28 protein-coding genes and 1 pseudogene are annotated in these 26,308 nt (G+C 40.9%); 22 read left to right on the forward strand and 7 right to left on the reverse strand.

Translation table 11 applies throughout. The features are described 5' to 3' along the window. Positions 1 to 327: 327 nt before the first annotated feature. Positions 328 to 1,299: a hypothetical protein gene (locus EKM65_RS04350; protein ID WP_225420396.1), complete on the reverse strand. Its 972-nt coding sequence runs from the start codon at positions 1,297 to 1,299 to the stop codon at positions 328 to 330. Between the two features lie 209 nt (positions 1,300 to 1,508). Here EKM65_RS04350 and pepI point away from each other — a divergent pair, with 209 nt between their 5' ends. Then, positions 1,509 to 2,390 (forward strand): proline iminopeptidase, encoded by an 882-nt coding sequence (pepI, locus tag EKM65_RS04355; protein WP_125605875.1) that lies wholly within the window; start codon positions 1,509 to 1,511, stop codon positions 2,388 to 2,390. Between the two features lie 64 nt (positions 2,391 to 2,454). On the opposite strand, the gene EKM65_RS04360 is transcribed toward pepI, so the two are convergent. Further along, positions 2,455 to 2,928 carry a GNAT family N-acetyltransferase gene (locus EKM65_RS04360; protein ID WP_125605877.1) on the reverse strand — a complete coding sequence of 158 codons (474 nt, stop codon included), beginning with the start codon at positions 2,926 to 2,928 and terminating at the stop codon, positions 2,455 to 2,457. 242 nt (positions 2,929 to 3,170) lie between these two features. On the opposite strand from EKM65_RS04360, the gene EKM65_RS04365 reads away from it, so the two are divergent. The 6 genes and pseudogenes from EKM65_RS04365 (at position 3,171) to EKM65_RS04390 (ending at position 8,730) form a co-directional block, all read left to right on the forward strand. Continuing rightward, positions 3,171 to 3,581, forward strand: coding sequence for a cupin domain-containing protein (locus tag EKM65_RS04365; protein ID WP_125605880.1), 411 nt, complete (start codon positions 3,171 to 3,173; stop codon positions 3,579 to 3,581). 1 nt (position 3,582) lies between these two features. After that, positions 3,583 to 4,326, forward strand: a pseudogene (locus EKM65_RS04370) (SDR family oxidoreductase). A 78-nt stretch (positions 4,327 to 4,404) separates the two neighbouring features. Beyond that, positions 4,405 to 4,719, forward strand: a complete 315-nt coding sequence (locus EKM65_RS04375) for a carboxymuconolactone decarboxylase family protein (RefSeq protein WP_125605883.1) — start codon at positions 4,405 to 4,407, stop codon at positions 4,717 to 4,719. Between the two features lie 772 nt (positions 4,720 to 5,491). After that, positions 5,492 to 6,964: an MFS transporter gene (locus EKM65_RS04380; protein WP_125605885.1), complete on the forward strand. Its 1,473-nt coding sequence runs from the start codon at positions 5,492 to 5,494 to the stop codon at positions 6,962 to 6,964. Between the two features lie 536 nt (positions 6,965 to 7,500). Next, positions 7,501 to 7,956 carry a hypothetical protein gene (locus EKM65_RS04385; protein ID WP_125605888.1) on the forward strand — a complete coding sequence of 152 codons (456 nt, stop codon included), beginning with the start codon at positions 7,501 to 7,503 and terminating at the stop codon, positions 7,954 to 7,956. Positions 7,957 to 7,980: 24 nt separating this feature from the next. Further along, the gene (locus EKM65_RS04390; RefSeq protein ID WP_125605891.1) at positions 7,981 to 8,730 is read left to right on the forward strand and encodes a hypothetical protein; all 750 of its coding nucleotides are present in this window, start codon (positions 7,981 to 7,983) and stop codon (positions 8,728 to 8,730) included. Positions 8,731 to 8,879: 149 nt separating this feature from the next. On the opposite strand, the gene EKM65_RS04395 is transcribed toward EKM65_RS04390, so the two are convergent. Beyond that, complete coding sequence (locus EKM65_RS04395; RefSeq protein WP_125605894.1) at positions 8,880 to 9,389, reverse strand: helix-turn-helix domain-containing protein; 510 nt, start codon at positions 9,387 to 9,389, stop codon at positions 8,880 to 8,882. 202 nt (positions 9,390 to 9,591) lie between these two features. On the opposite strand from EKM65_RS04395, the gene EKM65_RS11190 reads away from it, so the two are divergent. Beyond that, entirely contained in the window at positions 9,592 to 9,744 is a 153-nt protein-coding gene (locus EKM65_RS11190) for a hypothetical protein (protein ID WP_164506812.1), read from the forward strand. A gap of 292 nt (positions 9,745 to 10,036) precedes the next feature. Here EKM65_RS11190 and map read toward each other — a convergent pair whose 3' ends face one another. Then, positions 10,037 to 10,834 carry a type I methionyl aminopeptidase gene (gene map, locus EKM65_RS04400; protein ID WP_125605897.1) on the reverse strand — a complete coding sequence of 266 codons (798 nt, stop codon included), beginning with the start codon at positions 10,832 to 10,834 and terminating at the stop codon, positions 10,037 to 10,039. Positions 10,835 to 11,011: 177 nt separating this feature from the next. Here map and EKM65_RS04405 point away from each other — a divergent pair, with 177 nt between their 5' ends. The 5 genes from EKM65_RS04405 (at position 11,012) to EKM65_RS04425 (ending at position 15,786) form a co-directional block, all read left to right on the forward strand. Further along, on the forward strand, positions 11,012 to 11,275 hold the full coding sequence (locus EKM65_RS04405; RefSeq protein WP_225420397.1) for a type II toxin-antitoxin system RelB/DinJ family antitoxin: 264 nt from the start codon (positions 11,012 to 11,014) through the stop codon (positions 11,273 to 11,275). Further along, complete coding sequence (locus EKM65_RS04410; RefSeq protein ID WP_125605900.1) at positions 11,272 to 11,541, forward strand: Txe/YoeB family addiction module toxin; 270 nt, start codon at positions 11,272 to 11,274, stop codon at positions 11,539 to 11,541. Before EKM65_RS04405 ends, EKM65_RS04410 begins: the two co-directional genes overlap by 4 nt. Before the next feature lie 293 nt (positions 11,542 to 11,834). Beyond that, positions 11,835 to 12,389: a TetR/AcrR family transcriptional regulator gene (locus EKM65_RS04415; RefSeq protein ID WP_125605903.1), complete on the forward strand. Its 555-nt coding sequence runs from the start codon at positions 11,835 to 11,837 to the stop codon at positions 12,387 to 12,389. Positions 12,390 to 12,460: 71 nt separating this feature from the next. Then, positions 12,461 to 13,285 (forward strand): SDR family NAD(P)-dependent oxidoreductase, encoded by an 825-nt coding sequence (locus tag EKM65_RS04420; protein WP_125606019.1) that lies wholly within the window; start codon positions 12,461 to 12,463, stop codon positions 13,283 to 13,285. A 740-nt stretch (positions 13,286 to 14,025) separates the two neighbouring features. Next, entirely contained in the window at positions 14,026 to 15,786 is a 1,761-nt protein-coding gene (locus EKM65_RS04425) for a DUF262 domain-containing protein (RefSeq protein ID WP_125605906.1), read from the forward strand. Between the two features lie 189 nt (positions 15,787 to 15,975). Here the strand turns inward: EKM65_RS04425 and EKM65_RS04430 are convergent, their stop codons facing one another. Then, on the reverse strand, positions 15,976 to 17,025 hold the full coding sequence (locus EKM65_RS04430; RefSeq protein ID WP_125605909.1) for an SDR family oxidoreductase: 1,050 nt from the start codon (positions 17,023 to 17,025) through the stop codon (positions 15,976 to 15,978). Between the two features lie 112 nt (positions 17,026 to 17,137). Here EKM65_RS04430 and EKM65_RS04435 point away from each other — a divergent pair, with 112 nt between their 5' ends. The 8 genes from EKM65_RS04435 (at position 17,138) to EKM65_RS04470 (ending at position 23,382) form a co-directional block, all read left to right on the forward strand. Next, entirely contained in the window at positions 17,138 to 17,695 is a 558-nt protein-coding gene (locus tag EKM65_RS04435) for a TetR/AcrR family transcriptional regulator (RefSeq protein WP_125605912.1), read from the forward strand. A gap of 484 nt (positions 17,696 to 18,179) precedes the next feature. Then, on the forward strand, positions 18,180 to 20,036 hold the full coding sequence (locus tag EKM65_RS04440) for a HelD family protein (protein WP_125605915.1): 1,857 nt from the start codon (positions 18,180 to 18,182) through the stop codon (positions 20,034 to 20,036). Positions 20,037 to 20,405: 369 nt separating this feature from the next. Then, a complete protein-coding gene (locus EKM65_RS04445) occupies positions 20,406 to 20,783 on the forward strand; it encodes a GNAT family N-acetyltransferase (RefSeq protein ID WP_404803124.1) in 378 nt (125 codons plus the stop codon). A 250-nt stretch (positions 20,784 to 21,033) separates the two neighbouring features. Continuing rightward, positions 21,034 to 21,354, forward strand: a complete 321-nt coding sequence (locus EKM65_RS04450; protein ID WP_125605921.1) for a PadR family transcriptional regulator — start codon at positions 21,034 to 21,036, stop codon at positions 21,352 to 21,354. Between the two features lie 5 nt (positions 21,355 to 21,359). Continuing rightward, positions 21,360 to 21,689, forward strand: coding sequence for a DUF1048 domain-containing protein (locus tag EKM65_RS04455; protein WP_125605924.1), 330 nt, complete (start codon positions 21,360 to 21,362; stop codon positions 21,687 to 21,689). A gap of 1 nt (position 21,690) precedes the next feature. After that, positions 21,691 to 22,119 (forward strand): ATP-binding cassette domain-containing protein, encoded by a 429-nt coding sequence (locus tag EKM65_RS11535; protein ID WP_125605927.1) that lies wholly within the window; start codon positions 21,691 to 21,693, stop codon positions 22,117 to 22,119. Then, positions 22,071 to 22,622, forward strand: a complete 552-nt coding sequence (locus EKM65_RS11540; RefSeq protein ID WP_164506814.1) for an ATP-binding cassette domain-containing protein — start codon at positions 22,071 to 22,073, stop codon at positions 22,620 to 22,622. The genes EKM65_RS11535 and EKM65_RS11540 overlap by 49 nt, the downstream gene beginning before the upstream one ends. Then, positions 22,609 to 23,382, forward strand: a complete 774-nt coding sequence (locus EKM65_RS04470; protein WP_125605932.1) for an ABC transporter permease — start codon at positions 22,609 to 22,611, stop codon at positions 23,380 to 23,382. The genes EKM65_RS11540 and EKM65_RS04470 overlap by 14 nt, the downstream gene beginning before the upstream one ends. A 334-nt stretch (positions 23,383 to 23,716) precedes the next feature. Here EKM65_RS04470 and EKM65_RS04475 read toward each other — a convergent pair whose 3' ends face one another. Together EKM65_RS04475 and EKM65_RS04480 are read right to left on the reverse strand one after the other, a co-directional pair. Further along, entirely contained in the window at positions 23,717 to 24,592 is an 876-nt protein-coding gene (locus EKM65_RS04475; protein ID WP_125605935.1) for a DegV family protein, read from the reverse strand. 760 nt (positions 24,593 to 25,352) lie between these two features. After that, positions 25,353 to 25,748, reverse strand: a complete 396-nt coding sequence (locus tag EKM65_RS04480) for a reverse transcriptase-like protein (protein ID WP_125605938.1) — start codon at positions 25,746 to 25,748, stop codon at positions 25,353 to 25,355. A 163-nt stretch (positions 25,749 to 25,911) separates the two neighbouring features. Here EKM65_RS04480 and EKM65_RS04485 point away from each other — a divergent pair, with 163 nt between their 5' ends. Further along, on the forward strand, positions 25,912 to 26,307 hold the full coding sequence (locus tag EKM65_RS04485; protein WP_125605941.1) for an EbsA family protein: 396 nt from the start codon (positions 25,912 to 25,914) through the stop codon (positions 26,305 to 26,307). The last annotated feature ends 1 nt before the right edge of the window (position 26,308 follow it).

Here is a 26,308-nt window from a genome sequence, read left to right on the forward strand (position 1 = left end):
TACTAGAAGATCAACAGTTACTAATTTGTTTAGTTGGTTAAGTTTGCGCGGGTACTTTCACGCTGGTAAAAAATCTTAGCTCGTTTTAACAACCAATAGCTTTCAAGTCGCCATTTCAATTCGGCAAGCATTTGGTTATTTTAATCAAGCAAGTATTTAATCAACAATTGCGTTAAAAAAACTAGGTATTGTCGCTGACTTACAATTTCAGCGGCGATACCTAGTTTTGGTTAAATTTCAATTCGCGAACAAAAGTTAATTTCTTATAGTAGTCTAACTCGATTAAATCAGTCGGCTTGACTTCGCCTTTAGGTTTATCGAAGTAGTTCAGATTAGCCGTCGCCAACATTGAGTAGACGAATTGCGAACAGAACATGATGTTAGGGCGCAGTGAGTGTTTGGCGACGAGACCGAATATGTTATAGGCGCTGCCGTCATGATTAATTTTTTTAATTTGGCGAGAATTTCTTGTTTCTGTGCTTTGGTCGCGGGCAACGCATAGATTAGAACCGAGGCATCGCTTTTTTGGTGTAAGTCTTGCACCATCTCGGGATTTAGTCCAGGTGGATAAACATTAGCGCCGCCGTTATAGCTGAGAATTGTATCTAGTTCGGGATCAAAGGACAGCGACGCGTGATTATATTGCTTGCGCGTGAAGAGACTGATAATTTCGCTGGCAGGACTCCCCGTGTTCGAAATCGCCAAGTAAATATGGGGGTCAGCCAAGGTAGCCGTTGCGGCTTGGAAGTAGGCGTCTGTCAGTGAACCATGATTAATATAGCGCGTTGAACTTTGCTTCTTAATGCCTTGAAATAGTTCTGTCATCACCGCCAGAGAGGCCTTCTGGTGCAGCCGCGAAATACCATTTAAGGCGTGATCAATCATAGCACCGTTAGCTGCGAAAGCGCCAAAACTAATTGTGGCGATATTACTCAACGATGGTAAATAAAAGTCCTGTGTTTCGCGGTCAATCAGAATTTTTTCCAAAAGAAGTGGCAAGGGCATTAAGACGACACCAATTAATCGTAAGATGAAATGTAAGAAACTGCCATTAGTTGAACTGAAAATAGTGACTGCTGCAAAAATAATCTCGGCAGTGAGTAACGCCAAATAACCTAGACCAAGAATAAACTTGTACTTCTGCTGCATCGTCCCTAGTGATGTTTTGAAAATGAGCAGAATTGCAATAAAAATGTAGAGGACAATAAATAGTGGAAAATTACCGAACAAGGCTAAAAAGAATAAAACCACGACCTCGACGCGGCTTAATAAACGGTCATTAGCGACAATGTCATTCATAGTGAAGCTCCCTTTATTAACACCACCGCTTTAAACTGACGGTTAGTTCTCACTATACTTTAAACTGATGCGGTAAACAATCACAAATCGCATAGCTAAAGAAAATATTAGGCTTTCTTGCAGCTTAAGTTGGCTAATTACTTAAACTGGTTCATTGTCTGGCATAAGCGTATTATAATAGACAAAGAATTAGGTGCATGGAGGATAAAATGACAAAAATTGTTGAAGGCTATATGCCATTTCGTGAGTATCAAACTTATTATCGAATCGTTGGTGAGGATCAGGGCAAAACGCCACTCTTGTTATTGCACGGTGGTCCCGGTTCTTCGCACAACTATTATGAATTGCTTGACGATTACGCTGAAACGAGTGGTCGGCAGTTGATTATGTACGATCAAGTTGGCTGTGGTAAATCGTCATTGCCAGAAGATGAGTCGGTTTATGTTAAAGAAACCTGGGCCGAAGAATTAATTGCCTTGCGCGACTATTTACAGCTTGAGCAAATTCATTTGTCGGGTCAATCATGGGGTGGCATGCTGGCCATATTTTATTTGACCAGCTATCATCCTCAAGGCGTCAAAAGTGTGCTAATCAATAGTTCACCGGCTTCGATTAAATTGTGGACCGCAGAACAACACCGCTTGATTAAATATTTGAGTTCTGAGGATCAAGTGGCAATTGCGGCTGCCGAAGCGACACAAGATTTTACCGGGGCTAAATATTTAGCCGCTAATGAGCGTTACATGGACGCTTACGCTTGGGATACCAATAAGAAGAACTTGCCCGAACCGATGCAGCGACCAACGAATGGTCAACGAGCAAGTTTCATCGCTGAAGGGCCCAACGAATTTACCGAAAACGGAACGATTAGCGACTTTGAAGTGACCGATCAACTTGATAAGATCAAGATTCCCGCCATGGTAACCAGCGGAACCGATGATTTATGCACGCCGCTAATTGCCAAGTCAGTCGCCGATCATATTCCAGGTGCTCGCTGGCATTTATTTGCCAATAGCCGCCACTTAGCATTACTTGATCAACATGACGAATTTATTTCGTTGTTAGATCAGTGGTTGAACGAAAATGATTAAGCTATTTTAAAAGCCTCCCGATATTTTATCGGGAGGCTTTTATGGTGTTGCGTACAAAGAAACATCAATAAGATTTGCTCATGGTCACGAATGGATAAATATCATGATTTGTCGCTTGCTGGTGCTTGGCTTCGATTGTGAAGCCGTTATTAGCATATAACTTTTGCGCACGAGTGTTGAATTCAGCAACATCAAGAATTAATTTTTGCGGCTTCTTAGTGCGCAGAACAAATTGTAGAATTGCTGTCAAGAATTCTTGCCCGTTTCCTTGCCCAGTTAAATCAGGCCGCAGACCAAGGCCAATTTCGTAAGTATCAATTGACGTTTCAATGTCCATCAGACAAAAGAAACCAATTAACTTTTGTTGAGAGTTCAATACTTGGAAATACTGATCTTGTCTCAGCTCGGGCGTCGTAAGTTCGTCGTAGTCTTCTGGATCTTCGCTCATATTGTAGAAGGCATACTGACCTTGATAGTGCCAATCATCAGCGATTTCGAGCGCATTAGCTTGGGTTAGTTGTGAGATTGTGAGTTGCATTTGGTCCTCCTCATAGATATTGGTTGATGATAATTAAAGCTGATTGTAGCTTAGAATTTTCTAATTGGCAACTGCAAGGCGCTCATTTATGTATCAGATTACAATTTATTCGGCTGATTAATTGCGTCGCGCTGGAGCGGGCGCGTGCCAAATTCTGATTGTTTCGCCTTGACTTAAAGTGCACCCTAAGTATTATAGTGAATTTTGTTAAACTGATTGACAGTTGAAAGGAAGTTTTAAAGATGAAGAATGAAGAAGTCAAGAATGGCGTTATTTTCCCAATCGGTGCTAAGAATGATGCTTATGCTCAATATTTTGTCGGTCAAAGTTATCTGCAAGGTTTGGTGAATGATCCGAGCGTGAATGTTAGTGTGGGCAATGTCACTTTTGAGCCAGGGTGTCGGAATAACTGGCATATTCATCATGACGGTTATCAAATTCTGCTCGTCACTGGCGGTGAGGGTTGGTACCAAGAAGAAGGTCAACCTGCCCAACATTTAGTTCCGGGCGATGTTGTGGTGACGCATGATGGTGTCAAGCATTGGCACGGGGCAACGAAAGACAGTTGGTTTACTCACATTGCAATTACCGCAGGAACACCCGAATGGTTAGAGCCCGTTAGTGATCAAGAATATGCTAAGTTAGGAGAATAAAATGACAGTTAAAGATAAAGTTGTGATAATTACTGGTGCTTCTTCAGGAATTGGCGCGGCGACCGCAAAATTATTGGCCCAAAATGGCGCTAAGGTAATACTGGCTGCTCGTCGTGAATCTCGGCTGCAAGAACTTAAGAAGGAAATTAACGCGACTGGTGGTGCAGCTGATTATCAAATTGTCGATGTCACTAAACCACATGATTTGGAGAAGTTAGTGAAGTTCACTTAAAATAAATATGGCAAGATCGACGTTATTTTCAATAACGCTGGCGTCATGCTCACTTCACCCCTTAGTGAATTAAAGGTTGATGAATGGAATCAGATGATTGATGTTAATCTTAAAGGTGTGACCAATAGTCTCGCCGCAATATTACCAACCTTTATTAGTCAAAAGTATGGCCACGTCATTACCACCTCATCAGTTGCTGGACTAAATGCTTATCCTGGCGCTGGTATTTACGGTGCGACGAAATTTGCCGTTCGTGATTTAATGGAAGTTCTACGGATGGAAAGTGCAGCAGAGGGGAGCAATATTCGTACGACGACACTTTACCCAGGCGCGATTAATACCGAATTAGTTAGCCACATCTCTGGTGCAAAAACCAAGTCGGACATGGCAGGTCTTTATGCACAGGTTGGCATTAGTCCTGCAGCCGTTGCCAGTGCCGTTAATTTTGCAATTGATCAACCAGAAGATGTTGAGATGCACGAACTTACCATTTATCCAACAAAACAAGGATGAAAGCAACCAATTTTGCCACGATTTATGAGGAACATGGCAATAGTAGCAATCAAGAATATAGTCAGTTAGGAGAATAAGATGAAAAAACAAACAGCCGGCCGCGATAATTTAGGTGAATTTGCACCACAATTTGCGGCCATCAATGATGACGTATTATTTGGTGAAGTTTGGGCAAAAGAAGCTGAGTTATCGGCGCACGATCGTAGTATGATTACAATTTCAGCATTAATTTCAGGTGGAAATTTTGAACAATTACCTGCTCATTTAAAGATTGGTCAACAAAACGGCATCACCAAGACTGAAATAAGCGCCATGATTACGCACTTGGCATTTTATGTCGGTTGGCCAAAAGCATGGTCAGCTTTTAATTTAGCTAAAGAAATTTGGCAATGATTGAGTTTAAATAGTTAAATCTGAAGATTGATTTGTGATGCGTTATTGCAAATGCTAAGACCTAGAACTGTTATGTCGTGCTTCTCCGTGCCTGCGGGAAATACGCTGGTGGAACGCTGTGGGCTCGACTTTGAGTCGAATAAAAAACAAACATAGTTATAGAATGATAGTCCCTAGAACTGTTATGGTTGTGCTTCTTCGTGCCTACGAAAAATACGCTGGTGGAACGCTGCGAGTTTGATTTGAGCCAAATCAAAGACCAATTTGTCTCAAATACAAACTTTCTTGTAAATGGTAAACCATTAACAAGAATAACGCGGCTGACCGCGATTTTCCTCCGGCACTGACAAAAGTGATGATATGGTGTTATGTAACAGCAAATTTGTGCTCCTGAAAATTAGAGGTGATTAAACCACATGTTAATTCAGCGCTTGCGCAAAGGTTGCCATCTTGTTAGTTTAGTGAGGGAAAATAAATACCGCTCAGTGGTGAAATTGTTGTTAGTAATTTATTACTTACAAACAAGACCTGTCTTGGAGACAATTTTGTAAAAATTGGCTTCAAGCAGTGCCCACCACGTTCCAGCGACAAGTATTTATTTTCCCTCACGGCACTTGCTACATTCTAAATGCAACCTTTGCGCAAGCGCGAAGAGACACTGCATTACTTCCCATATGCACCACTGATGAAAACGTGGCGGAATAACTATTTTGTTTTTTCTGAAAAGGAGTAACATAAAAGTTAGATTTTTATCAGGGAGGAAGGCAGTAGCGTGTCAAAAAGAAGTGTGTTAATCGTGACTTGCGCATTATTGTTGTCTAATGCCATGGGCGGCTTGGACAGTACGATCATCAATACTGCGTTACCGGCGATTATTAGTGATCTCCACGGCATTCAGTTGATGGGCTGGATCGTGGCCGTCTTTCTATTAGGAACGGCTGTGACGACGCCATTATGGAGTAAACTGGGCGAGCACATTGGTAATAAAAGTGCTTATCAAATTGCCACGACCTTATTTGTAATTGGTGCTTTTCTGGAAGGGATGTCACCTAATATTTATTTCTTAATCGTGGCGCGCACCATCATGGGGATTGGAAATGGCGGTATGACGTCAATTCCCTATATTATTTATGCCACAATGTACAAAAATCCTCATAAACGAACGCAGGTTTTGGGATTTGTCACGGCTAGTTACAGCACCGCGACAATCATTGGGCCGTTAGTCGGCGGCTGGATTGTCGATACATTTAGTTGGCACTGGGTCTTTTATCTGAACGTGCCATTAGGATTGTTATCAATCATTGTTGTGCAACTGTTTTTCAAAGTGTCCAAATCAACCAAGAAGGAACAGTCGGTTGATTATTTAGGCGCAACTTTGATGGCATCAGGATTAATCAGTTTATTGTTAGCGATTGAAATGATTGGGACGATTCCAACAGTCTTGGTTATTTTATTATCAGTCATTGCACTAGGACTACTGGCAGCTATGCTCATGGTTGAAGGACGAGTCGTCGATCCGATTATTCCCAGCCGTTTATTCAAAAATCATGCGTTGGTTGTTGATTTCATTTTATTCGCGTTAATCTGGGGTGCTTTTGTCGGCTTCAATATTTATATTCCCATGTGGGCTCAAGGTTTGTTGGGCACCACCGCGATTATTGGTGGCGCGACACAAGTTCCAGGTTCACTCACTAATTTTGCCGGTTCCGAATCAGTTGCCTCATTGCGTTTACACCTTAAAGCGCAAACCGTAGTGGCGATCGGAATTGTCACGTTGATCATCTCGTTTATTTTGATGACAATTGCCGGTGTCAAGGCACCTTATTGGTTATTATTAGTTGCTGGTGCATTTGAGGGCTTTGGCACGGGGCTGTGTTTCAATGTTTTGCAGATTAAAGTTCAACAAGATGCCGAACTTCAAGATGTACCAATTGCGACATCATTTAGTTTCCTAATTCGAATGTTAAGTCAGACCTTCATGGCATCAATTCTAGGAATTATTCTAAATCAAGCGTTGTTCAAAGGCGTTCGCGATTCACGGGGCAAGATTACTTTGAAGATGATGAATAAGTTAAGTGACGCTGCTAGTGTTCATCTTCTGCCAGAACGCTGGATTCCGCAAATGCGGGCGATTCTCCATCATGGCCTACACAACATTATGTTGATTTCGTTATTGATTCTGTTGGTGGCTGGTTTGGTTAATATTTGGGAACAACGACAATTACGTACAGCGAAGCTTCACTAGACAGCGATGCTAAATAACCAGCGCCTCGCTGCGGCTCAGGTAAGATTTTGCTTGTTAGGCGTTTTTTCAATTTTTTAAAAGCAGGACAAAAGCTGAGTTGAGCTCGTTGGTTCACTTCAAACTTAGCCACTCTGTTTTTCCGACTTTTCAGTCGAACAACGACGACAAATCAGAACCCATCATTGATATTCCTTTGTTTTTCACCATTGTTGAACAATCGAATCGGTGCTGGGTTCTTTTAATTACTGCAGTATCGTGTTAAATGTGGCCGTTTGTTTCAATAAATTGAATAGCAAGTCACTTAAATGATGGTTGCTGAGCCGAGTTGCCTACCGAAAAATGTGACGCTTGAAAAAAGTGAAATTTATGTTGAATTGTCCCGTGAAATAGCTGATAATAAACGCGTTAGGTAAGCTGATCGACCGCAATGTCATAGCGGTATCAATCACAATCAGATACTCGAATTTTAGAACCAGTTCATTGGTCGTCACCAGCTTAAATTGTTAATAACGGAACAACCCAGTGTTATTCAAGAGGTGAGAAAAGTAAAAAGTCGTTATAACTTAATTAATACCAAGAGTAAGATTTTAGCTATAATTTTAGCCCTAGTGATCAATGCTGTACTGTTGCTTTTTGTTTTTAATGATTATTTACAGGCCAATATGTTGGGTGATTGGACAGTCACAAATACCGAAATTAACTATTCGCTTGCTAAAGTTCCCAAGGATGTCACGATTTTCTGGAATAAAATTAAGATAGACGGCGCAGAGGATGTGCCAATCAAGTATCCTGGTCGGCATACCTCGGGTAACTTTAGCCGCAAAAAGGTAAAAACTGATCTCATTTATTATTTCGAGGGGCCATCTGCGAAAAAAGATCACCCCGATCATGTCATCATTTATAATAAAGCGCAACCTAAGAAAATGTTGTTGGTTATTTTTTCTGATGATGATCACGATGTGTTTAATCTCTTTCAACTCAGCAAAAAGTAATGATTGAATTAACAGGAGAATTGTATGAATAACCAACAAAGATTAATCATCAGATATCGGTTTCGTCCCTTGATGACGATTTCTATTTTACTGACAACAATCTTTTGGGGAGTTGCTGGTTTATATTTGTATACTGACCACGAATACATGCTGTCATTGATATTTCTGTTACTTTTTCCCGTGTTGGTTTTGGGAAGTTGGACACAACTGATTTTAATTAAGCGACCAACGCATCTCATTGTTGATCCTCAACAGAATAGTCTGGAAGTTTATTCGGGAATAATGAATAAGCGGGTTAATCGCCTTAACTTATCTGCGATTGCTGGTGTTGCCTTTGAAGAACAAAACGTTAAGTCAAATACGGTCTATCTTTTGCAATTATTGACCGATCCAGAAACCTGGGGCAAGTTTCGGCATAAAAGTGACAAACAAATTCAAAAGTATCTGCGGGATTATCAAAGTATGTATCTTGTTTTGAATCTCAATAATCAAAAGGATGAAGACATTCAGCAATTAATGAAGTTCTTGGTTGAACAATGTCAGCTTAAGCAGCTGTCCTTTTCACCATCAGTTTTAGGAAGCTATCAAGGCATTCCCAGAAGTGCGGAGACTTCGGCTGATTATTCACCAACAGCCAGGCAAAAAATGACGATCAATCAAAAGCTGGCGCTTAAGCAGTGGTTGAGCTACTTTTTTGGGGCAGTGGTCATTGCTTTCGTTGTTTTAAACGCACTTTTGATGATTTTTGGCAGAGTTTATGGCATCTTTTGGTGAAGTAGCCACAAATAGTTGCAGTTAAAATTGAGATTCTTGTAGCTTGCGCTCAATTGTGGTTTAACCAAGCAAGAATTTTTCGAGCTGGTTGGGTATTTATTGACTTAATTCTGATAGTTGTTTCAATCAATTAATTCGGCAGCTCAGCGTTATCCTCTCTTTCGGGTTAAAAAGATGCCGATAATTGCGCCTAAGACGGCAAATGGCATCAATCTGACAAACAACCATTCAAATGCATGAAAGGCCACGCCAATAACGCTGGTTTCAGGGTCACGATAATTCCAATTTAAGTAAGGACTATTTAAGAGGATTAGGATCACAAAAATTGCGACGGTTACCAGCAATAATAAGATAAACAGCCCGTGAAATATTTTCCGTCTTGTGGCTTTCTTTTGCGCAAGCTGTAAGTTGATAATTTCTAGTTTTTCCGAAAGCACTTTTAAATCCGCAGTCTTCGGCTCAGTGACAGTTTCTCCCAGCAGGGTGCTTACTGGTGTTTCTAATATTTCTGATAGGGTGATTAACATATCGGCATCAGGAACCGATAATCCTTGTTCCCATTTGGATATTGTTTGGCGCACCACATTCAATTTGCTTGCCAATTCTGCCTGCGAAAGTCCTTTTGCTTTTCTGATTGCTTTAATGTTTTCATTTAACAATTGTACTGACTACCTTTCTTTTAACCATTATCACTATGATCATTGTATGAAAATTGACCCGTTGCTACAAGCAACGCAGATTAACATCGGGTTTGGTGTGGTTATTGATTATTTCTTTCGGAGTCAAAATAAGGAGCCGGGGTAAAAATCCCGACTCCTTATATTTTGTCATAGCTTGTCGTTGGAACGTAGAGGACGCTGCTTGAAGCCAATTTTTCAAATTGTCTTTAAGACAGGTCTTACTGTAAGTGGTAAACCACTAACAGTAATATCACCACTGAGCGGTATTTATTTTCCCTCACTAAACAAACAAGATGGCAACCTTTGCGCAAGCGCTGAATTAATGAGTGGTTGAATCACTATCCAACTTTTAGAAGTATAAACTTGAAGTCTGGTTGCACTAACGCACTTTTGTCAGTGCCGGAGGAAAATCGCGGTCAGCCGCGGTATTCTTGTTAATGGTTTACCATTTACAAGAAAGATTGTATTTGAGACAAATTTATTTGGCTCAAATCAAGCTCGCAGCGTTCCACCAGCGTATTTTCCGCAGGCACGAAGAACCACAGGGTAACAGTTCTAGGATTCACAATGTTAAGGTTAATTTGATATTCATTCGGCTCAAACATTTAAATAAGTCTTATGTTCAATCATAAATATTTAGCGTCACCAATAGGATCCTGTGAGGTTAAAATCTTAGGACCATTTTTGGTAATGGCTAAAGTGTGCTCATATTGACAAGACCAGCCGCCGTCAGCGGTGACGTAATATTCCCACGAGTCGTTAGGATCAGCAACTTCTTTAGCAACAATTTGCCAAGTACCTTCGTTGATCATTGGCTCGATGGTAATCGTCATACCTTCTTTTAAACGCAGGCCTTTATGCGGTTCGCCATATGGCAGCACGTCGGGATCTTCATGCATAGTTGGTTGAATACCGTGACCAACTAACTCGCGCACGTCGCCATAACCATTTTCATCTTCGGTGTAATGTTGAATTGCATAGCCAATATCACCTAAGCGATTGCCGATGACGGCTTGGTCGATGCCAAGGTACAGCGCTTTTTTAGTGACGTCCATTAATTTCTGAATTTTGGGGCTGACTTCGCCCACAGCGTAACTCCAGCAAGAGTCGCTTTGATAACCGTTTAGGCTGATCGTCATATCAACTTTAACCAGATCACCGTTTTTTAAGATTACACTTTGACGTGGTGTGGCGTGAGCAACTTCATCGTTAACGGCGACACAAGTTGCGTATTTGTAGCCTTCGAACCCTTTTTCGCTGGGAATACCGCCGTGACTAATAATGTAATCGTTAGTGAAATTTTCAATAGCCATTGCCGAAATGCCAGGTTTGATTAAGTCACGTAGTCCAATGTGGACCGCCGCCAAAAGTGCACCGGATTTGCGCATGCCTTCAATTTCACGTGGTGATTTTAATGTAATCAATTGTTTGCCTCCATTTGTTGATAGACTGATTATACACCAGTTAGCAATTAGGGTTCCGTGCTTACAAAAGAACGTGTTTACTTTGCTTAGTGAATTGTGGTGCGTACGCGAGATATAATCCTATTGTGTTGCTGACGTATAAATAATGTATTACAATATTGATGTAAAGAAGCTGATATGATGACAACAACGAAAAAGGATTCTATTTCAATTCGGGTTGATTCAAATCTGAAGGATGAAGCAGAAGAAGTTCTTGACAGTATGGGACTAAACTACACAACCGCAATTACGTTATTTCTAAAGGCAGTGACCAATGAAGGTAAGATTCCATTTGAAATTAAAAGTGATTCGTTTTATTCGCGCGCTAATCAAAAGCAACTTAAGCATTCAATTAACCAGTTAGAAACTGGTCATGTTGAAAAAAAGAGTTTAATTGAATGAAGTCAATCCTTTGGTCGGCAGACGCGTGGGAAGAATATCTTACTTGGCAAAACGAAGATAGAAAAACATTGAAAAGAATTAATGCCATTATTAAAGATATTCAACGTAATGGGGCGCAAGGAATCGGGAAGTCGGAAAAACTGCGTGGTGGTTTGACCGGTTGGTACAGCCGCAGAATTGATAAGGTCAACCGTATTGTCTTTCGAATTAATCATGATCAACTAGAAATTGTCCAAGTTAAAACCCAGTATCAGTTAAAACACTAGCCTAGGTAGACTGGTGTTTTTTTAATGATCGATAATGAAATTAAAATGGCGTGAGTTACCAGAACTGAAATTTTTTTGGTATAGTGAGATTTAATAAGTTTGATTTGAAAATCAATCTCGGCGAATTAAAACCAACTGAATTAACAATCGACGAGTTGGTTAAATTGGTCGATAGCTTTGTGTTGCTGTAAGAGATGTTGGGTTAGGTTACTCATTGTTCATCAATTGATGTTCAGTTTAAGATGATCAATAAAATCGTTGACAATAAATGAACGTTCGTTTACTATTAACTCATGAGAAAAATTGATGAAAACAAACGCAAACAAATTCAAGAGGCCGTTTATGATTTGACACAATCTGATGGCTTAGTTGGTTTGTCGATGGGTAAGGTTGCCAAGCTGGCGGGAGTTAGCCCGGCAACGATTTATATTTACTACAACGATAAAGAAGACATGTTGAGTCGGATGTATGAACAAGTCAAGGACTTATTTGACGCTGGTATCACCGCTGAAATTGATGCGGCGCCAACGCTAGTTGATAAAATCCGTGCTGCAGAATGGCATTTTATCAAAAAGTTCCGTCAATTTCCTAAACAGGCCGTTTTCATGAATGCCATTTTGAATAATGAAAGTTTAGTCGATCAGAAAGCGAAACATTACGCTGATGAGATGGCCGAGCCGGTTTCGCAACTTTTTAGCCAAACGCAAAAAGATCCGGAATTCATGAAGATGGATGCCGTTGTTGCCACCGGATTTTTCTCATTACCATTACAATTAGCGCAAGACGGTGCCACTGACGCACAGTTAGAACAGACAATTGAAATGATGATTAAAGTTTTTAAAAAGTGAGTCCAAGCGATTGGACTTTTAAATTAGCTATCAAAGAATGAACATTCATTTATAAAAAGGAGAATGAAATGATGGATTCGAAAAAGGTTGTTGCAATTACAGGTGCTTCAAATGGTATGGGCAAGGAGGCCGCCAAATTATTTGCTAGACGGGGCTGGTTTGTTTACGGTGGGGCGCGGCGAGTTGCAAAAATTCCGACAACAGATGGTATTCGCGCACTCAAACTCGATGTCACTGATTCGGCATCACGACAACAATTTATTGACACAATTATTTCAGAGCAAGGTCGACTTGATGTTTTGATCAATTGTGCGGGTTATGGTGAATACGGACCGCTGGAAGAAATTTCGATGGCCAATTTTGAAAAGCAATTCGCGACTAATTTATTTGGTGCCGCTGCTTTGGCACAACTGGTACTCCCACAAATGCGCCAACAACATAGTGGGCGGATCATCAATATTTCTTCGATCGGCGAAGATGTTTACATGCAGCTGGGCGGTGTTTACCACGCCACTAAAGCGGCGCTGAGAAAATGGAGTAACGTTTTGGATTTAGAGGTTAAACCATTCGGCATCCGCTCAATCATCGTTCAACCCGGCGGTACCCAATCAGCTTTGGGCGAAATTGCGATGAGCAATGCTAAAAAGAATCTCCAGCCGAATTCGCCGTATCAAGACTTGGTCACAAAAATTGATTCGATGTTGTCCGGTAGTGCAGCCAGTAGCGCAACGTCGGAAGATCTGGCTCAAGTTTTCTATCGTGCAGCGACAGATCAGAAGCCTAAATATGCATACTTTAACAGCTGGACGGATCGTTTAGCGACCCACATTGCGAGAGTTCATCCAGTTCTTTGGGCGAAAGGACTAACGTTGTTTTTGAATCGGCAGAAGAAATAGTGGCAGGCATTTTTTACAACGAATGTTGAGATAGAAAAAGTTTATTCAGAGAAAATTAATAATCGTATTTTAAATATTATCGAATATTCAAAAATACGAAAATTCATAAGGCGAGGAATTTACGATACGAACAATATTTAAATAGACGCAATCGAACAAATTAAATAATTATGATTGTTCAAGGTCACTGAACCTTACGCCTATTTTAAGATAGGTCGTATCAAGTTTTCCCCGAATTGATGACGTCAGGAATTTAAAATAGGTTAGCTTTTACAATGTCTTAAATCGTCAATTGAGTGCAACTCTTGATCTTGATAGATTTCATATGGTGTTTTCCAGTTCAAACATTTTTGTGGCTTTTCATTCTGGCGGTCAACGAATTATAAAATAGCAGTATCTGAAGCTGGGTCCATATCTTAATTATGGGGAATCATTGCACATTGCAGAAAATGTGTTCCGTTTATCATCACAATGACAGTATTTTAATAAGATGTTAGAGCGGTGGCATATTCGGACTATGAATGAGTACAAGTTTTGAGGAATCCTGATGATCGTATTTTGTCTGGAAGTTATTAAAACAATCGAAATCTTGTGGTATTTAATTGAATTAATTTGTCTTGGTTATTAATGTAAGCATACTTAATCAATTATGAACATCGTAAATGATTGATTAAGTAACTGCTAAACTAACTAAATAATTATGCTAAAATAAGGCTATCATAAGATAGCGGGGTAAAGAGATGGATAAGAAATATGAGGTGCAGAATAATTCAATCGGGACGCTGTTAAGTTGGATTGATTCAGATGAAATAGAGCTACCTGAGTTACAGCGTCCGTTTGTTTGGCCCTCAGTTAAAGTGCGTGACTTGATTGATTCACTATACAATGGTTTTCCGGTGGGGTACATCATTATTTGGAATAATCCGCAGGTGCAGCTTAAAAGCGGCAATAATGCTAGCGGTAAAAAAATCATTATCGATGGTCAGCAGCGAATGACTGCACTAAAAGCTGCAATTTCAGGCCAAGAAGTGATGGATCAGCATTTTCGCCAGCGCCGGATAAAAATTGCCTTTAATCCTTTTACGGAAGCCTTTGCGACAACAACGGCAGCCATTGTACGTGACAAACAATGGATACCTGATATTGCGCTGTTATTTCGTGATGACTATTCAGATTTTGAATTCATTCCTAAATTTGCTGAACAAAACGAAGTTGAACCGCGTGAAATTGCACCGCAAATTCAAAAGGTTAGTCAATTAGTGACCAATGATATTGGTAATATCATTTTGTCATCGCAGTTAAATATTCAAGAGGTTACCGAAATTTTCAACCGAATTAATTCAAAAGGAACGGTCTTATCATCAGCTGATTTCATCATGTCCAAATTATCTGCTGATTATGATCATGAGGGGAATGTAATGCGTAAAATTGTCGAATACTTTACGCAATTATTAGTTGATCCCCAATTATTAAACAGCATTAAGCAAAATGATCCTGAATTTGCAAGGAGTAATTATTTTCAACATATTAATTGGGCGGCACGTGAACATTCTGATCTCTATATTCCTAATTTTGGCGATATTTTTCATGTGGTTTTAGGAACTGAATTCGGTCGTGGCAAGCATGCGGACTTAATTGCGTTGGTGTCGGGCCGAGATTTTAAGACTAAAACTTATACCGAAGATGCGCGTGAAGCTACCTATACTAAATTGCGAACTGGTATTTTGGCATTTACGAATCAATCTAATTTTCAGCGCTATATGATGATCTTATATAGCCTAGGGATGTTGGATGCAAATACATTAGCGTTGAATGGGACTGGCGTACTGAACTTTGGTTATATGCTATATTTGGTACTTGGACGGCAGAAGATGACTGAATCACAGCTAGAATCAATCGTCAAAAAGTGGATTGTAATGGCTGCAATTACAGGGCGTTATAGTGGTTCGTCGGAAACTCAGAGTGAAATCGATATTAAATTATTTCTTAATTCAGATGATCCCCAAAGCGTGGCTAATCGGATATTCGCACAAGAAATGGTGTCATCGTTTTGGCAGGTAACATTACCAGAACGATTAGTAACGTCAGCGACATCAAGCAATGTCTGGCGCATTTTTCAAATGGCGCAAGTTCACGCAGATGCACCAATCTGGCTAGAAAAAGATCACAAGATTAGTTCAGTAATCACAGAGCAAGGCAATGTTCACCATATTTTTCCCAAAGCATACCTTAAGAAACATCATTTTAAGCAGTCCGAGTTTAATCAGGTCGCTAACCTAACTTGGTTGACACAGCCGCGCAATCTACAAATTAGTGAGCAGGCTCCTAAAGTTTACTTAGCTGATCCTAAGATTACAGAGTTTATGAGTGCCGCCAACTTTAAGGCAAATGTCTTGCCAGAGGAGTTGTGTACGTTTGATGCAACCAATTATCAACAATTTCTAGATCTGCGGCGACACCTAATCGCCGAACGAATTAAAGCATACTTTGAAGGTTTATAATAACTGAGCTAAGATGCTAGTACATGTTCAGAAATTATACCCCAAGTTTGTGGCCCAATCTTGACTTTATTAAAAATCCGCGAAAGCTAGAATGATAATCTAGCCTTTGCGGATTTTTATTCTGAATAAGATCAGAAAGAAATTCTTAAAATGTGAACTCTTCAAGTTAATAACAAATTCGCAGTAACTTCAGTCCATCTTTACAATCCCTAGATCAATCATTGATTGGGCGGTAGCGCTGATTGCTTTTTCGGCAGAACGTGGCTGCCAATCTAATAATTCTTTGGCTTTGGCATTACTAGTGTCTGCAAAGTTGCCTGTCAGACTGGCTACCATTTTTAGCAATGGATTAACTCTTGCTGCTAGTTTCAAGACTGCATTTGGAATAACTCGCTTAGGTATTTTGTTTGCAAAGTTTGGAAATGCACGGCGTAAGACGTTAGCAACCTCTAACATTGAAAGTGTTTCACCAGTCGTAGCTAAGAAACGCTGACCAGCCGCTTTTGGGGAAGTCATCGCTAATAAATGCAAGCTAGCAACATCGCGAACATCAACGTAACCAGATTTAACATTGGGTACTGCTGGGACTTTTCCCTCCAGCATGTCTTGAATTTGACGATTGGAATGCGAGTAATCGCTGGATAGGACTGGGCCCATTACCGCAACAGGATTAATTACGGCCATTTCCAGGCCATTACTTGCAGTTTTTATAAAATCCCAGGCAGCGTGTTCGGCCATCGTTTTTGAGCGTTGATAGGGATCTAAAGCTGGCGCATTTAAGTTCGTCCAATCTTTTTCGGTGAAAGGTTCAGTTCGTTTGTTCGAATGTCCCATACCAATTGCACCATAGGCCGATGTCAAAACAACCCGCTTTACTTGAGCGTCACGCGCGAATTTAAGCACGCGCAAAACACCATTGACGGCAGTGGTGGTCATCTTGTCAGCGTCGGCAAATTCGCCAGTGGGTGTCGACGAGGCCACGCTCATAACATAGGTTGCACCATTCATGACAGCTGACCAATTATGATCAGCGTTTAAGTCGGCCTCTGCAAATTCTAACCCGCTAAAATCTGAGATGCCGCCAGTAGCTAACATCGTTTTAACTAAGGCTTCCTTTTTGGCGATCGAACGAACTGTTGTCCGCACGCGATAATTTTGCTTTAAAAGTTGAATGATAATATGACTGGCGATGAATCCAGTGCCACCAGTGACGACGACTAATTCTTTTTGAGTGCTCATTTGTTTTCCTCCACATAAGTTATACTTGTAACGTAAGTGGGGATATCGTACAATGTTTTGGCATAGAAGACAATGGCTGAGCACGCATCTGTGACAGAACGGAGGAATTGTAATGGCAGCAACTAAATACGCACAATCGATTAAGAATGATTCCAGAGAATATCTGACGACCGCTTTATTACAGTTACTACAAACAAATGATTTGAATGACATCAAAATTTCACAACTAGTTAAAAGAGCTGGTGTTAGTCGCATGGCTTTTTATCGTAACTTTGATACGTTAGACGATGTTTTACGGGACTATTTCGAATCAAAAATTGGTCATTTATTTGACGATGTGATTAAACACGTTTCTGCAGCTGATAAATTATCGCGTTTGGATCATTTCTTAAGCGCGTTTGAGGACACGATTTTATTATCGATTCAACGTCATTATGAATATATTATTCAACAAATTTTCTTCGATAATATGAATCGACTTTATCAAACAAATTCGCGTGTGCAAGATGTGCCTGCAGCTAAACGTCGTTATTGGATTGGCTTCATGAGTGCCGGCGTCTATAACATTTGGCGCGAGTGGCTACTGGGTGGTAAGCAGGATTCAGTCGATGATTTGCATCAATTGCTGGGAGATTTGCAAGAGGCGACATTTCAGGCGTTGGGATCGTGATAGTGACAAGATCCGACAAGATGTCCGGCCATCCAAATGATCAAGCATCGTTGGTGATCACTTTTGAGGAGGAACCAACAGGCTTTTTAGAAGTTATTGCCGTGGAGGCCTTTAATTGTGCGCCGTTAATTTCTTATTGTTCTTACGCGTTGGTTGCGTGTTTAGAAATGTTATCTCGGTATTTCTAGGTATGGCGGTACTTAAGACTGACTATCTTTAATCAAAAATAAACTAGCCCACAAATGTTTGTCCTTAAGTTCAACATTTGCGGGCTAGTGTTTTCTTTTAAATTAAGTCGGGTTGTGTTCGGCTAGTCATTGATTAGGTAAGTGAAAGATCGGGTGAGTAAAATAACCGAATGTTAGTGATCATTCGATTAACGTTGACACTTATCCTTAAGTTAATTATAGCATATCAAGTCAGTGATTATCAGACTATTATTTGCTAAACGGCCTGTTATAATAAGCCTTTGGAGGTGGTTGCAATGAATGAGTTTGAACGGCAGCACTTAAGCACGATTCACGCATTTCTAACAACTGAACTGGACCGACTGGCGAAACTTATTGACAAGATTCAAGCCGATGCCAAGGAAACAAAAATTAATTTGGCACAAGAGACGCGACTTAATTTTGATACGTTGGCCGACAATGTTGACACTTTTGCAAATATCGAAAGTGGCAACCGGCAAATTGACACCTTAAATTCCAAAATTGATGATGCTCGCACTCAACAAAAACGCGCCACATTGTTATTACCGCAACCATATTTTGCAAGAATTGATCTTGATTTCGGCGATGCTGAGAGCGAACCTTTTTATATCGGAAAAGTTAGCTATACGAATTCTGACCATGAGAATTTGATTTACGATTGGCGTGCGCCGGTGGCGGATGTTTACTATTCCGGCCAGCTGGGGGCGACTTCATATCAAGCCAATGGCCGGAAAATCGCTGTCAAGTTAACTTTGCGGCGTCAATTTCAAATTCAGAATGGCAAGTTGTTAAATGTCTTCGATACAACCACCGCAATTTCTGATCCAGTTTTGCTCGAAATTTTAGCCGCGCCGCATCATGGATCACTTCAAGACATTACCACGACAATTCAAGCCGAACAAAATGCGGTTATTCGCGATGTCAGCAGTGATATTTTACTAGTTGATGGCGTTGCGGGGAGTGGCAAAACATCGGTATTGTTACAGCGGATTGCCTATTTGAATTATTATTATCGTGACAAGTGGCGGACCGAAGATCTTTTATTATTGACGCCTAGTTCGCTATTTGCTGAATATATTCAAGATGTGCTACCAACGCTAGGTGAGCAGAATCCTAGTGCCATGACCTTCAATGCTTACTTGTTGCAACTGGGTCACCATCTCAAGTTACCACTAGTCAATGCCGACCTTGACCGCCATCATGATCTGGGTACAATCGAGCATAAATTAAATCAGGTCGCGCCGACAGCCTTAGTTAAATTGATTCCTGGATTAGCACAAACCGATTCTGAGGATATTTTAATTAAGCGGCTGCAACTTCTTTGGCGCCGAATGGCTGCGACTGATCAACTACCGAAGGATCTTTCGACTTGGGTTGCTTGGTCGGATATTTTTACTTGTTTAGGCATAGACACGCCGACCACACTTCAGACGCTTTACTTAATTATTCGCGTCTCGCAATATCATCAAGATAGTATTCGCGCGCTTTTTGTCGATGAGGCGCAAGATTATACAGAAGATCAAATGCTACTGCTGCTCAATATTTTCAAAACGAGTCAGTTAACTTTAGTCGGTGATCACAATCAGACGTTGACTGAGTCTGGCTTTGATCAGCAGAAATTATTGCAATATTTACAACAAGGCCGCAACACAAATAGCGTTCAAATGTTGACCAGTTATCGCTCGACTGGTAATATCACGCGCTTTTTCGGAAAATTTAATGAGATGCAAGCAGGTTCTTTCATCAAACCAGTTCAAGCAGCTGGTGAAAAGCCTGTTATCATTGATGAAATTTCAAAAAATGATTTGGTTGAATTAATCAGGGTGCAAAGGCGTGAAACGATTGGGACGTTCGCCGTTATTACCGGCGATGAAGATAGTGCCAAGCAACTCTCTGACCTGTTAAAACCCACACTAGAGGTAGCCGTTGTTAGTGATCACCATCATCTCTCAGAATCAGATGTGCCAATCTTTCCGTTGAAAATTGCCAAGGGTTTAGAATTTGATCGCGTGTTAGTGGTCGGTTTTGTTGACGCGTATTTTTCTAATTCTGAATTTGCCAATCAACGCAAATATGTGGCCGCATCACGAGCAACCAAGCGGCTAACGATCATTAATCAAGTTGGCGACTAAATGCTGCAAAAATTGTCAGGATGGTTGCATCTGGGTGAGGAACAAGTCTACAAGAATCGCGCGTAAATCGTGTTAGAATTTTCGTTTGACTTCTATTAGCCCAGTTTGAACTTGATTAAGGCAAAGTTTTTGTTAAAAAAGCCCATCTTGACAACTTATATTCTGGTTATTTATAATGGGTTGAATTTTAGGAACGGGTTTTTCGGTTCGTAAATTTGGATTATTGGCAGTATCAAACAGTTTCTGCAACGATTCGTCAAGTTTGCCGTGCAGAGGTTAGTTGCTATTTTGGTCGTTTAGGAGGTCGTTGACACGAAAGTCGAAGTAAAACAGCTTAGTGAATTAACAGCTCAGGAATTTTGTACCATTGTGGCAGAGCGCATTAGAGTTTTTGTTGTTGAACAGAATTGTCCTTATCAAGAAGTCGATGAACACGACCGCGAAGCCTATCATTTGTTGTTAAAAGACGACCAGAACAAGCTAGTCGGTTATACAAGAATTTTCAGCAAGAATTCTGAGCAAACAACATTTGGCCGCGTGTTAGTTCCCAAGCAATATCGCAACAAACAATACGGTCGTCGATTAGTCAAGGCCACAATTGAACAAGCGCAAAAACTTTTTCCAAATAAAAGGATTCAAATTCAAGCTCAGGCCTATCTTAAAGATTTTTATCGCGCCTTTGGTTTTCAACCGATTTCCGAAGTTTATCTAGAAGATGGCATTCCGCATTTGGATATGCTCCTTTAATCATTTTATTGAGATTGTTTTTTGAATGAGTTTGGTAGGAACCGGGATAAAAATCTCGGTCCTTTTTTTGTGTAGCCGAAAAACGCAACCCAAATTTTGTTGCTCATCTTTTTGCCAGCAATAGATTGCTTCTCATGATCTGAAACGAAGATCAAAAAAATAAAGCAACATTGTTTGACAAAATAGCTACTACGTAATACTATGTACTAGTACTAAGTATTACAAAGTATGTAGAGAAAGGATGACTTTTTTGGCGGGTATGACTGAAATGCTGAAAGGTTTACTTGAAGGAATAATACTGCAGATTATTTCTAAAGGCGAAACTTATGGCTATGAAATTACAAATCATCTAAAAGAAGCTGGCTTCAACGATATCTCAGAGGGGACTGTCTACACGGTATTGTTGCGTCTTGAGAAACAAAAGAGTGTCTCGGTTGAAAAGCGCAAGTCCGATAAAGGGCCGATGCGCAAATTCTATCGACTAACCAACAGTGGTGAACAAGCAAGACAGGATTTCTGGACTCGGTGGCAATTTATTATGACCCAGATTCAGCAGATTAAAGGAGAGTAGTTCAAATGGAATTTTGGAAAAAGTTAGTTGGCGACAAAAAATGGTATCGGGATTATAAAAAGCAAGAACAAGCCTTGCCTGAACCTTACCGCACAGCGATTCAGACGCTCGATAACTATTTAATGCAGTATTGGGGAACTGATGAGTTTGTCGATTTATTTGATAATCTGCTGACCTTATTTCAAGAGGGTAGTGCAGAAGGCGTGTCGATTGAGGGCATCGTCGGTACTGATCCTGTCGTTTTTGCGGACGAGCTGTTGGCTCAATATCAACAAGCAACTTGGATGCATAAACAACAAGAGAAGCTTAGAAAAGCATTTAAGGAGTTGAATTGAGATGAAGACACCGGCAATTGAAATTCAACATGTCACGCGCAGTTTCGGCGAAACAGCCGTGCTTAAAGATATTAATCTGTCAATTAAGCAAGGTGAAATCTTTACGTTACTTGGTAAAAATGGCGCCGGTAAAACAACTTTAATCCGGATTTTAACGACGTTATTAGCCGCGGATTCTGGTACGGTTAACGTCATGGGAATCCCGCTGGCCGGTAATGAAAGCCGAATTCGGCAACAAATTAGTCTTAATTTCCAAGCGACCACAGTTGATGATCACTTGAGTGGGCGTGCAAATCTGCAATTCATCGCGGATTTACGCCGTGTTCATGCCGTGTTCATAATGGGGCAACGCAAATTCAAATGTTGGTTGAACAGTTTGAAATGGCCACTTTTATTGATCGTAAAGTGGGGACCTATTCAGGTGGGATGAAGCGCAGACTAGATATTGCCATGTCCTTAGTCGGCGATGCGTCGATCATCTTTTTAGACGAGCCGACAACAGGTGTCGATCCGAAAGCACGGCAAAATATTTGGCAATTGATTCGCCAAATTCGCGATCAAGGTAAAACCGTCTTCTTAACGACGCAGTATTTAGACGAAGCCGACCAGTTATCAGATCATATCGCGTTTTTGAATGACGGTCGCATCGCCTTAGTTACGACACCAAGTGCAATTAAAGCAAACACCAAATCTGAATCTGTTTTAACCGTTGCACCAGCCGATCAAGTCAAGGCAACAGCGCTACTTGATCAGGCTGAGATTGCTTTTACTACGAATGAGAATGAGATTACGCTTGCCGACGCGGCAGTGAATTCAGCGCTTAAACTTCTGGTTATGCATCATATTCATGTTGAGGCGTTAAACGCGCTAGCTAACGACTTACAAACAGTATTCTTTACGATTACGGAGGACCAATCAGATGGCATCATTTAATCAGCTCTGGGTTTTAACGAAACGTATTTTACGGCAAAACTTTACCGATGCCGATACATTAACCACGGTTATTGCGATGCCAGTGTTTCTATTACTTTTCTTTGTTTACGTTCTTGGCGGCAACGTCGCAATCGGCGCTCACGGCAGTACGCTTGCTTATTTAAATTATGCGTTGCCCGGATTTCTTTTACTCACCATGACCATGGGAGCTGCTTATACTTCATTGCGAATTAACAATGATAAGTTGACAGGTATGCTTGACCGACTTCATTCTCTACCAATTAAACGCTGGGTGATTCTTGGTGCACACACCGTTGCGTCCGTTATTTTTATGTTAATCACTGAGTTAGTTGTTTTGCTGGTCGGCCTAATCATGGGTTATCGGCCCGATTTGACCATTGGCTCAGCCTTATTAGTTTTGTTGTTGTCTGTGCTCTTTGCGTTGGGGATTACGTTGATGGCAATTCCGTTTTCACTGAAGGCTAACGGCTTTGCTGGTGCGGGAGCATTCTCATATGTTTTGATGATGTTACTGATGGTCAGTTCAGCGCTAATGCCGGTTAAAGGCATGGCTACACCAGTGCGACTATTTGCAGAGCACCAACCGATGACGGCGATTGTTGATGCCGCCCGGAATCTATTCGCTGGACGAATCGTTGGCGCGACCATTTGGCAAGCAGGCGTGTGGTTGATCGGATTAATCCTAGTTTTTGGGTTGATGTCACGCCAACGTTATCATAAAATATTCCTGAATCAGTAGCCGCCACGAAGATTTGGTTCGATGAGATGAACGGCGAGACTTGCGTAAAATTGGGGTTCGCTGGTAGATTTTGATTGCGGCCGCTGTTCATTATAAAATGACCGTGCAATCAAAAAGACGACCTTCAAGAAATTAATCTTGAGGATCGTCTTTTTGATTGCAAATTTATACATCTAATAATTGTTGATGGGTACCAGTTCCCGTAAAACAAGGAAAGGATGACTGTCTGGACTAACAAATGTTCTCCTTGAAGAGACAATTTGTTAAAATTTCTCAGCTTTCAATTCAAAGCAGCATCTTCAACTGAATGACTAACTATTTTTCAACTTTTAATCTAGATTTTTTCCCAATCCTTACCCCAAATCAAAGCCATTGCGCCTTCACCGGTATGAACACCAACAACTGGACCGATGATGCTGCCTTCGAAGGTTACATTAGGATAGCGCTTGGACAAATCAGCAATCCATTCTTGTTTAGCCTCTGGTGCGTTGGCGTCAAAAACGGTCGCACGAATTGGATACGTCTTATCTTTAATAGCGTCGCCAAAGTGCGTTGCAATCCATTCATAGGCCCGTTTTGTTTGTCGTTCTTTAGCAATTGCAGAAATAACACCTTTACCAGTGTGATCGACATCCATGTCAAGAATCGGTTTAATTTTCAATAAACCGGCTACGAAACTGGAAGCATTATTCAAACGGCCAGTTCGCTTCAAGTGGTTGATATCATCAACCATGAACAAAACATGAGTCGTTTCCCGCAAGTCATAAAGTGCCTGCATGATTTCATTAGGTTGTGCGCCAGCAAACGCCATTTTACCAGCAAGCAGGGCCGCATAAGCGGTACCAGCACAAGTAATATGTGTGTCAAATGGATAAACTTTAATCCGCTTTTCTCGTTCGGCATACGCGGCCAAGTTATCATAATAAGAACTAATCCCACTAGAAATTGACGGCACAATCACAGCCTCATAGCCATCTGCCACAAGTTCTGTCACCTTTTGTTCGAGTTCACCAATCGATGGTTGAGAAGTCGTTGGCAATGTTTTCTCAGTTCGTAAGCGTTCGTAGAACTGTTGTGAATTAATGTCGATCATGTCGCGCAATGTTTCATTGCCCCAGAGAATGGGGATCGGCAAAACCTGAATTTTGTATTGCGCTGCTTGTTCAGGCGTTAAATAAGCAGCACTATCTGTAACAACCGCAACTTTCATTTTAAGTAAAACCCCTTTATAATCTGATCAAATAAATTTTACCATATCTTACCACAAACAAGTACACTTGCCAAAAACGATGCTGAAATTGATGGTGGTGATCTGTAATGTTTAGCTAAGTTAAAAATTTCTTTTTGAGTACTAGGATCTAAAACTGTTATTCTGTGGTTCTCCACTGTCACTAAATTAACATGCTGGTAACTAAAACTATTATGTCGAGGTTCTTCGTGCCTACGGAAAATGCGCTGGTGGAACGCTGCGAGCATTGGTTTGAGCCGAATGAAACCCAATTCGTCTCAAACTCAAGCTTTCTTGTAAATGGTAAACCATTAACAAGAATTCCGCGGCTGACCGCGATTTTCCTCCGGCATTGATAAAAAAGATGATATGGCGTGATTTAATAGTGGCTTTGTGCTCCTGAAATTAGAAGGCAGCTCAACCACTCGTCAATTCAGCGCTTGCGCAAAGGTTGCCATCTTGTTAAATTAGTGGCGGCGAAAGGATACCGCTCAGTAGTGACATTATTGTTGCAACTTTAGTTGTTACAATAAGGCTTGTCTTGGAGACAATTTTGTAAAAATTGGCTTCAAGCAATGCCCACTACGTTCCAGCGCTAAGTATTCTTTCGCCGCCACGGCAACGCGCACGTTCCATCTGCAACCTTTGCACAGGCACGAAGAATCGCAACACAACAGTTCTAGATCTTGTCATTTCATCAATTCACGCAGGCACGCGATCTAACAGTTTTAGTTGCCACTGATCATCGTTGATAAATGGCCTGTCGTGCCAACTGATGTGCGGCGCGGTTAGCATTATCGTTAACCATTTTAACTAGAAACAATGGGAATTGATCGGTCACTGCTAAAATCGCAGCCGTTTCCAAGCCGTAGTGCTTCGCATAACGTTTCTCCAGACTATCCTTGACAATCTTACTATCTGTTTGCAAAACGACTGTAGCGGCTTGTTGGGCATATCTGGCCGCGATCAATTGAACCCCTTGCAAAACCGCCTGAAATTCGGCGTGATGATTATCTTGATAGGGCAATGCCAATCCTAGTTGTTCATCGATCGTTTTTTCAGAATTGTACAAGTGAATGCCAATTCCCGTCAATTGCTTAGCGTCATCAACTGAAGCATCTGTTGCTAACCACAGCATTGTTTCACCACCTAATCTTGAAACTTACATTAAATTTCTCGATGATATTTTCATGATACTATTTTTTTCGTTATACTGTCATTATATCGCAATATCCCACGATTATTTCGTGAATGCGAACATTAGCGCCAGTCTATGCTAAAATATTCAAGTGAGGAAAGTTATGTCTAAAAATAAAAAATTCTATTGTCAACCGTTAACTTTGAACCGACTTAACTTATGGCTGTGGGTTACTTGCTTGTTATTGTTGGGAATTATTTTACAACTGGAACAGACTGACACCATTAACTGGCTCAGCCTTGTTTTGGCTGGGGCTTTTGTTGTCCTTGCGGTTCATCTGGTGCTCAGCAGTTTCATCACAGTTAGCGCGGGAAAAATGCAATTACATTTCCCATTTAGTCGCCAAGCTTTGGTATTAAGCAAGCAACAAGTCGCGCAACTAACGACGACGCCCCACACCATTGAAATCGAATTAAGTCACCATAAATTTTCTTATCGTTATTTAATGACGGCTAAACGTCAGACCGCGTTACTTAAATTGTGGAAGGAGCAATCATAAA

This window comes from Lapidilactobacillus bayanensis (assembly GCF_003946695.1).
Lineage (GTDB): Bacteria > Bacillota > Bacilli > Lactobacillales > Lactobacillaceae > Lapidilactobacillus > Lapidilactobacillus bayanensis.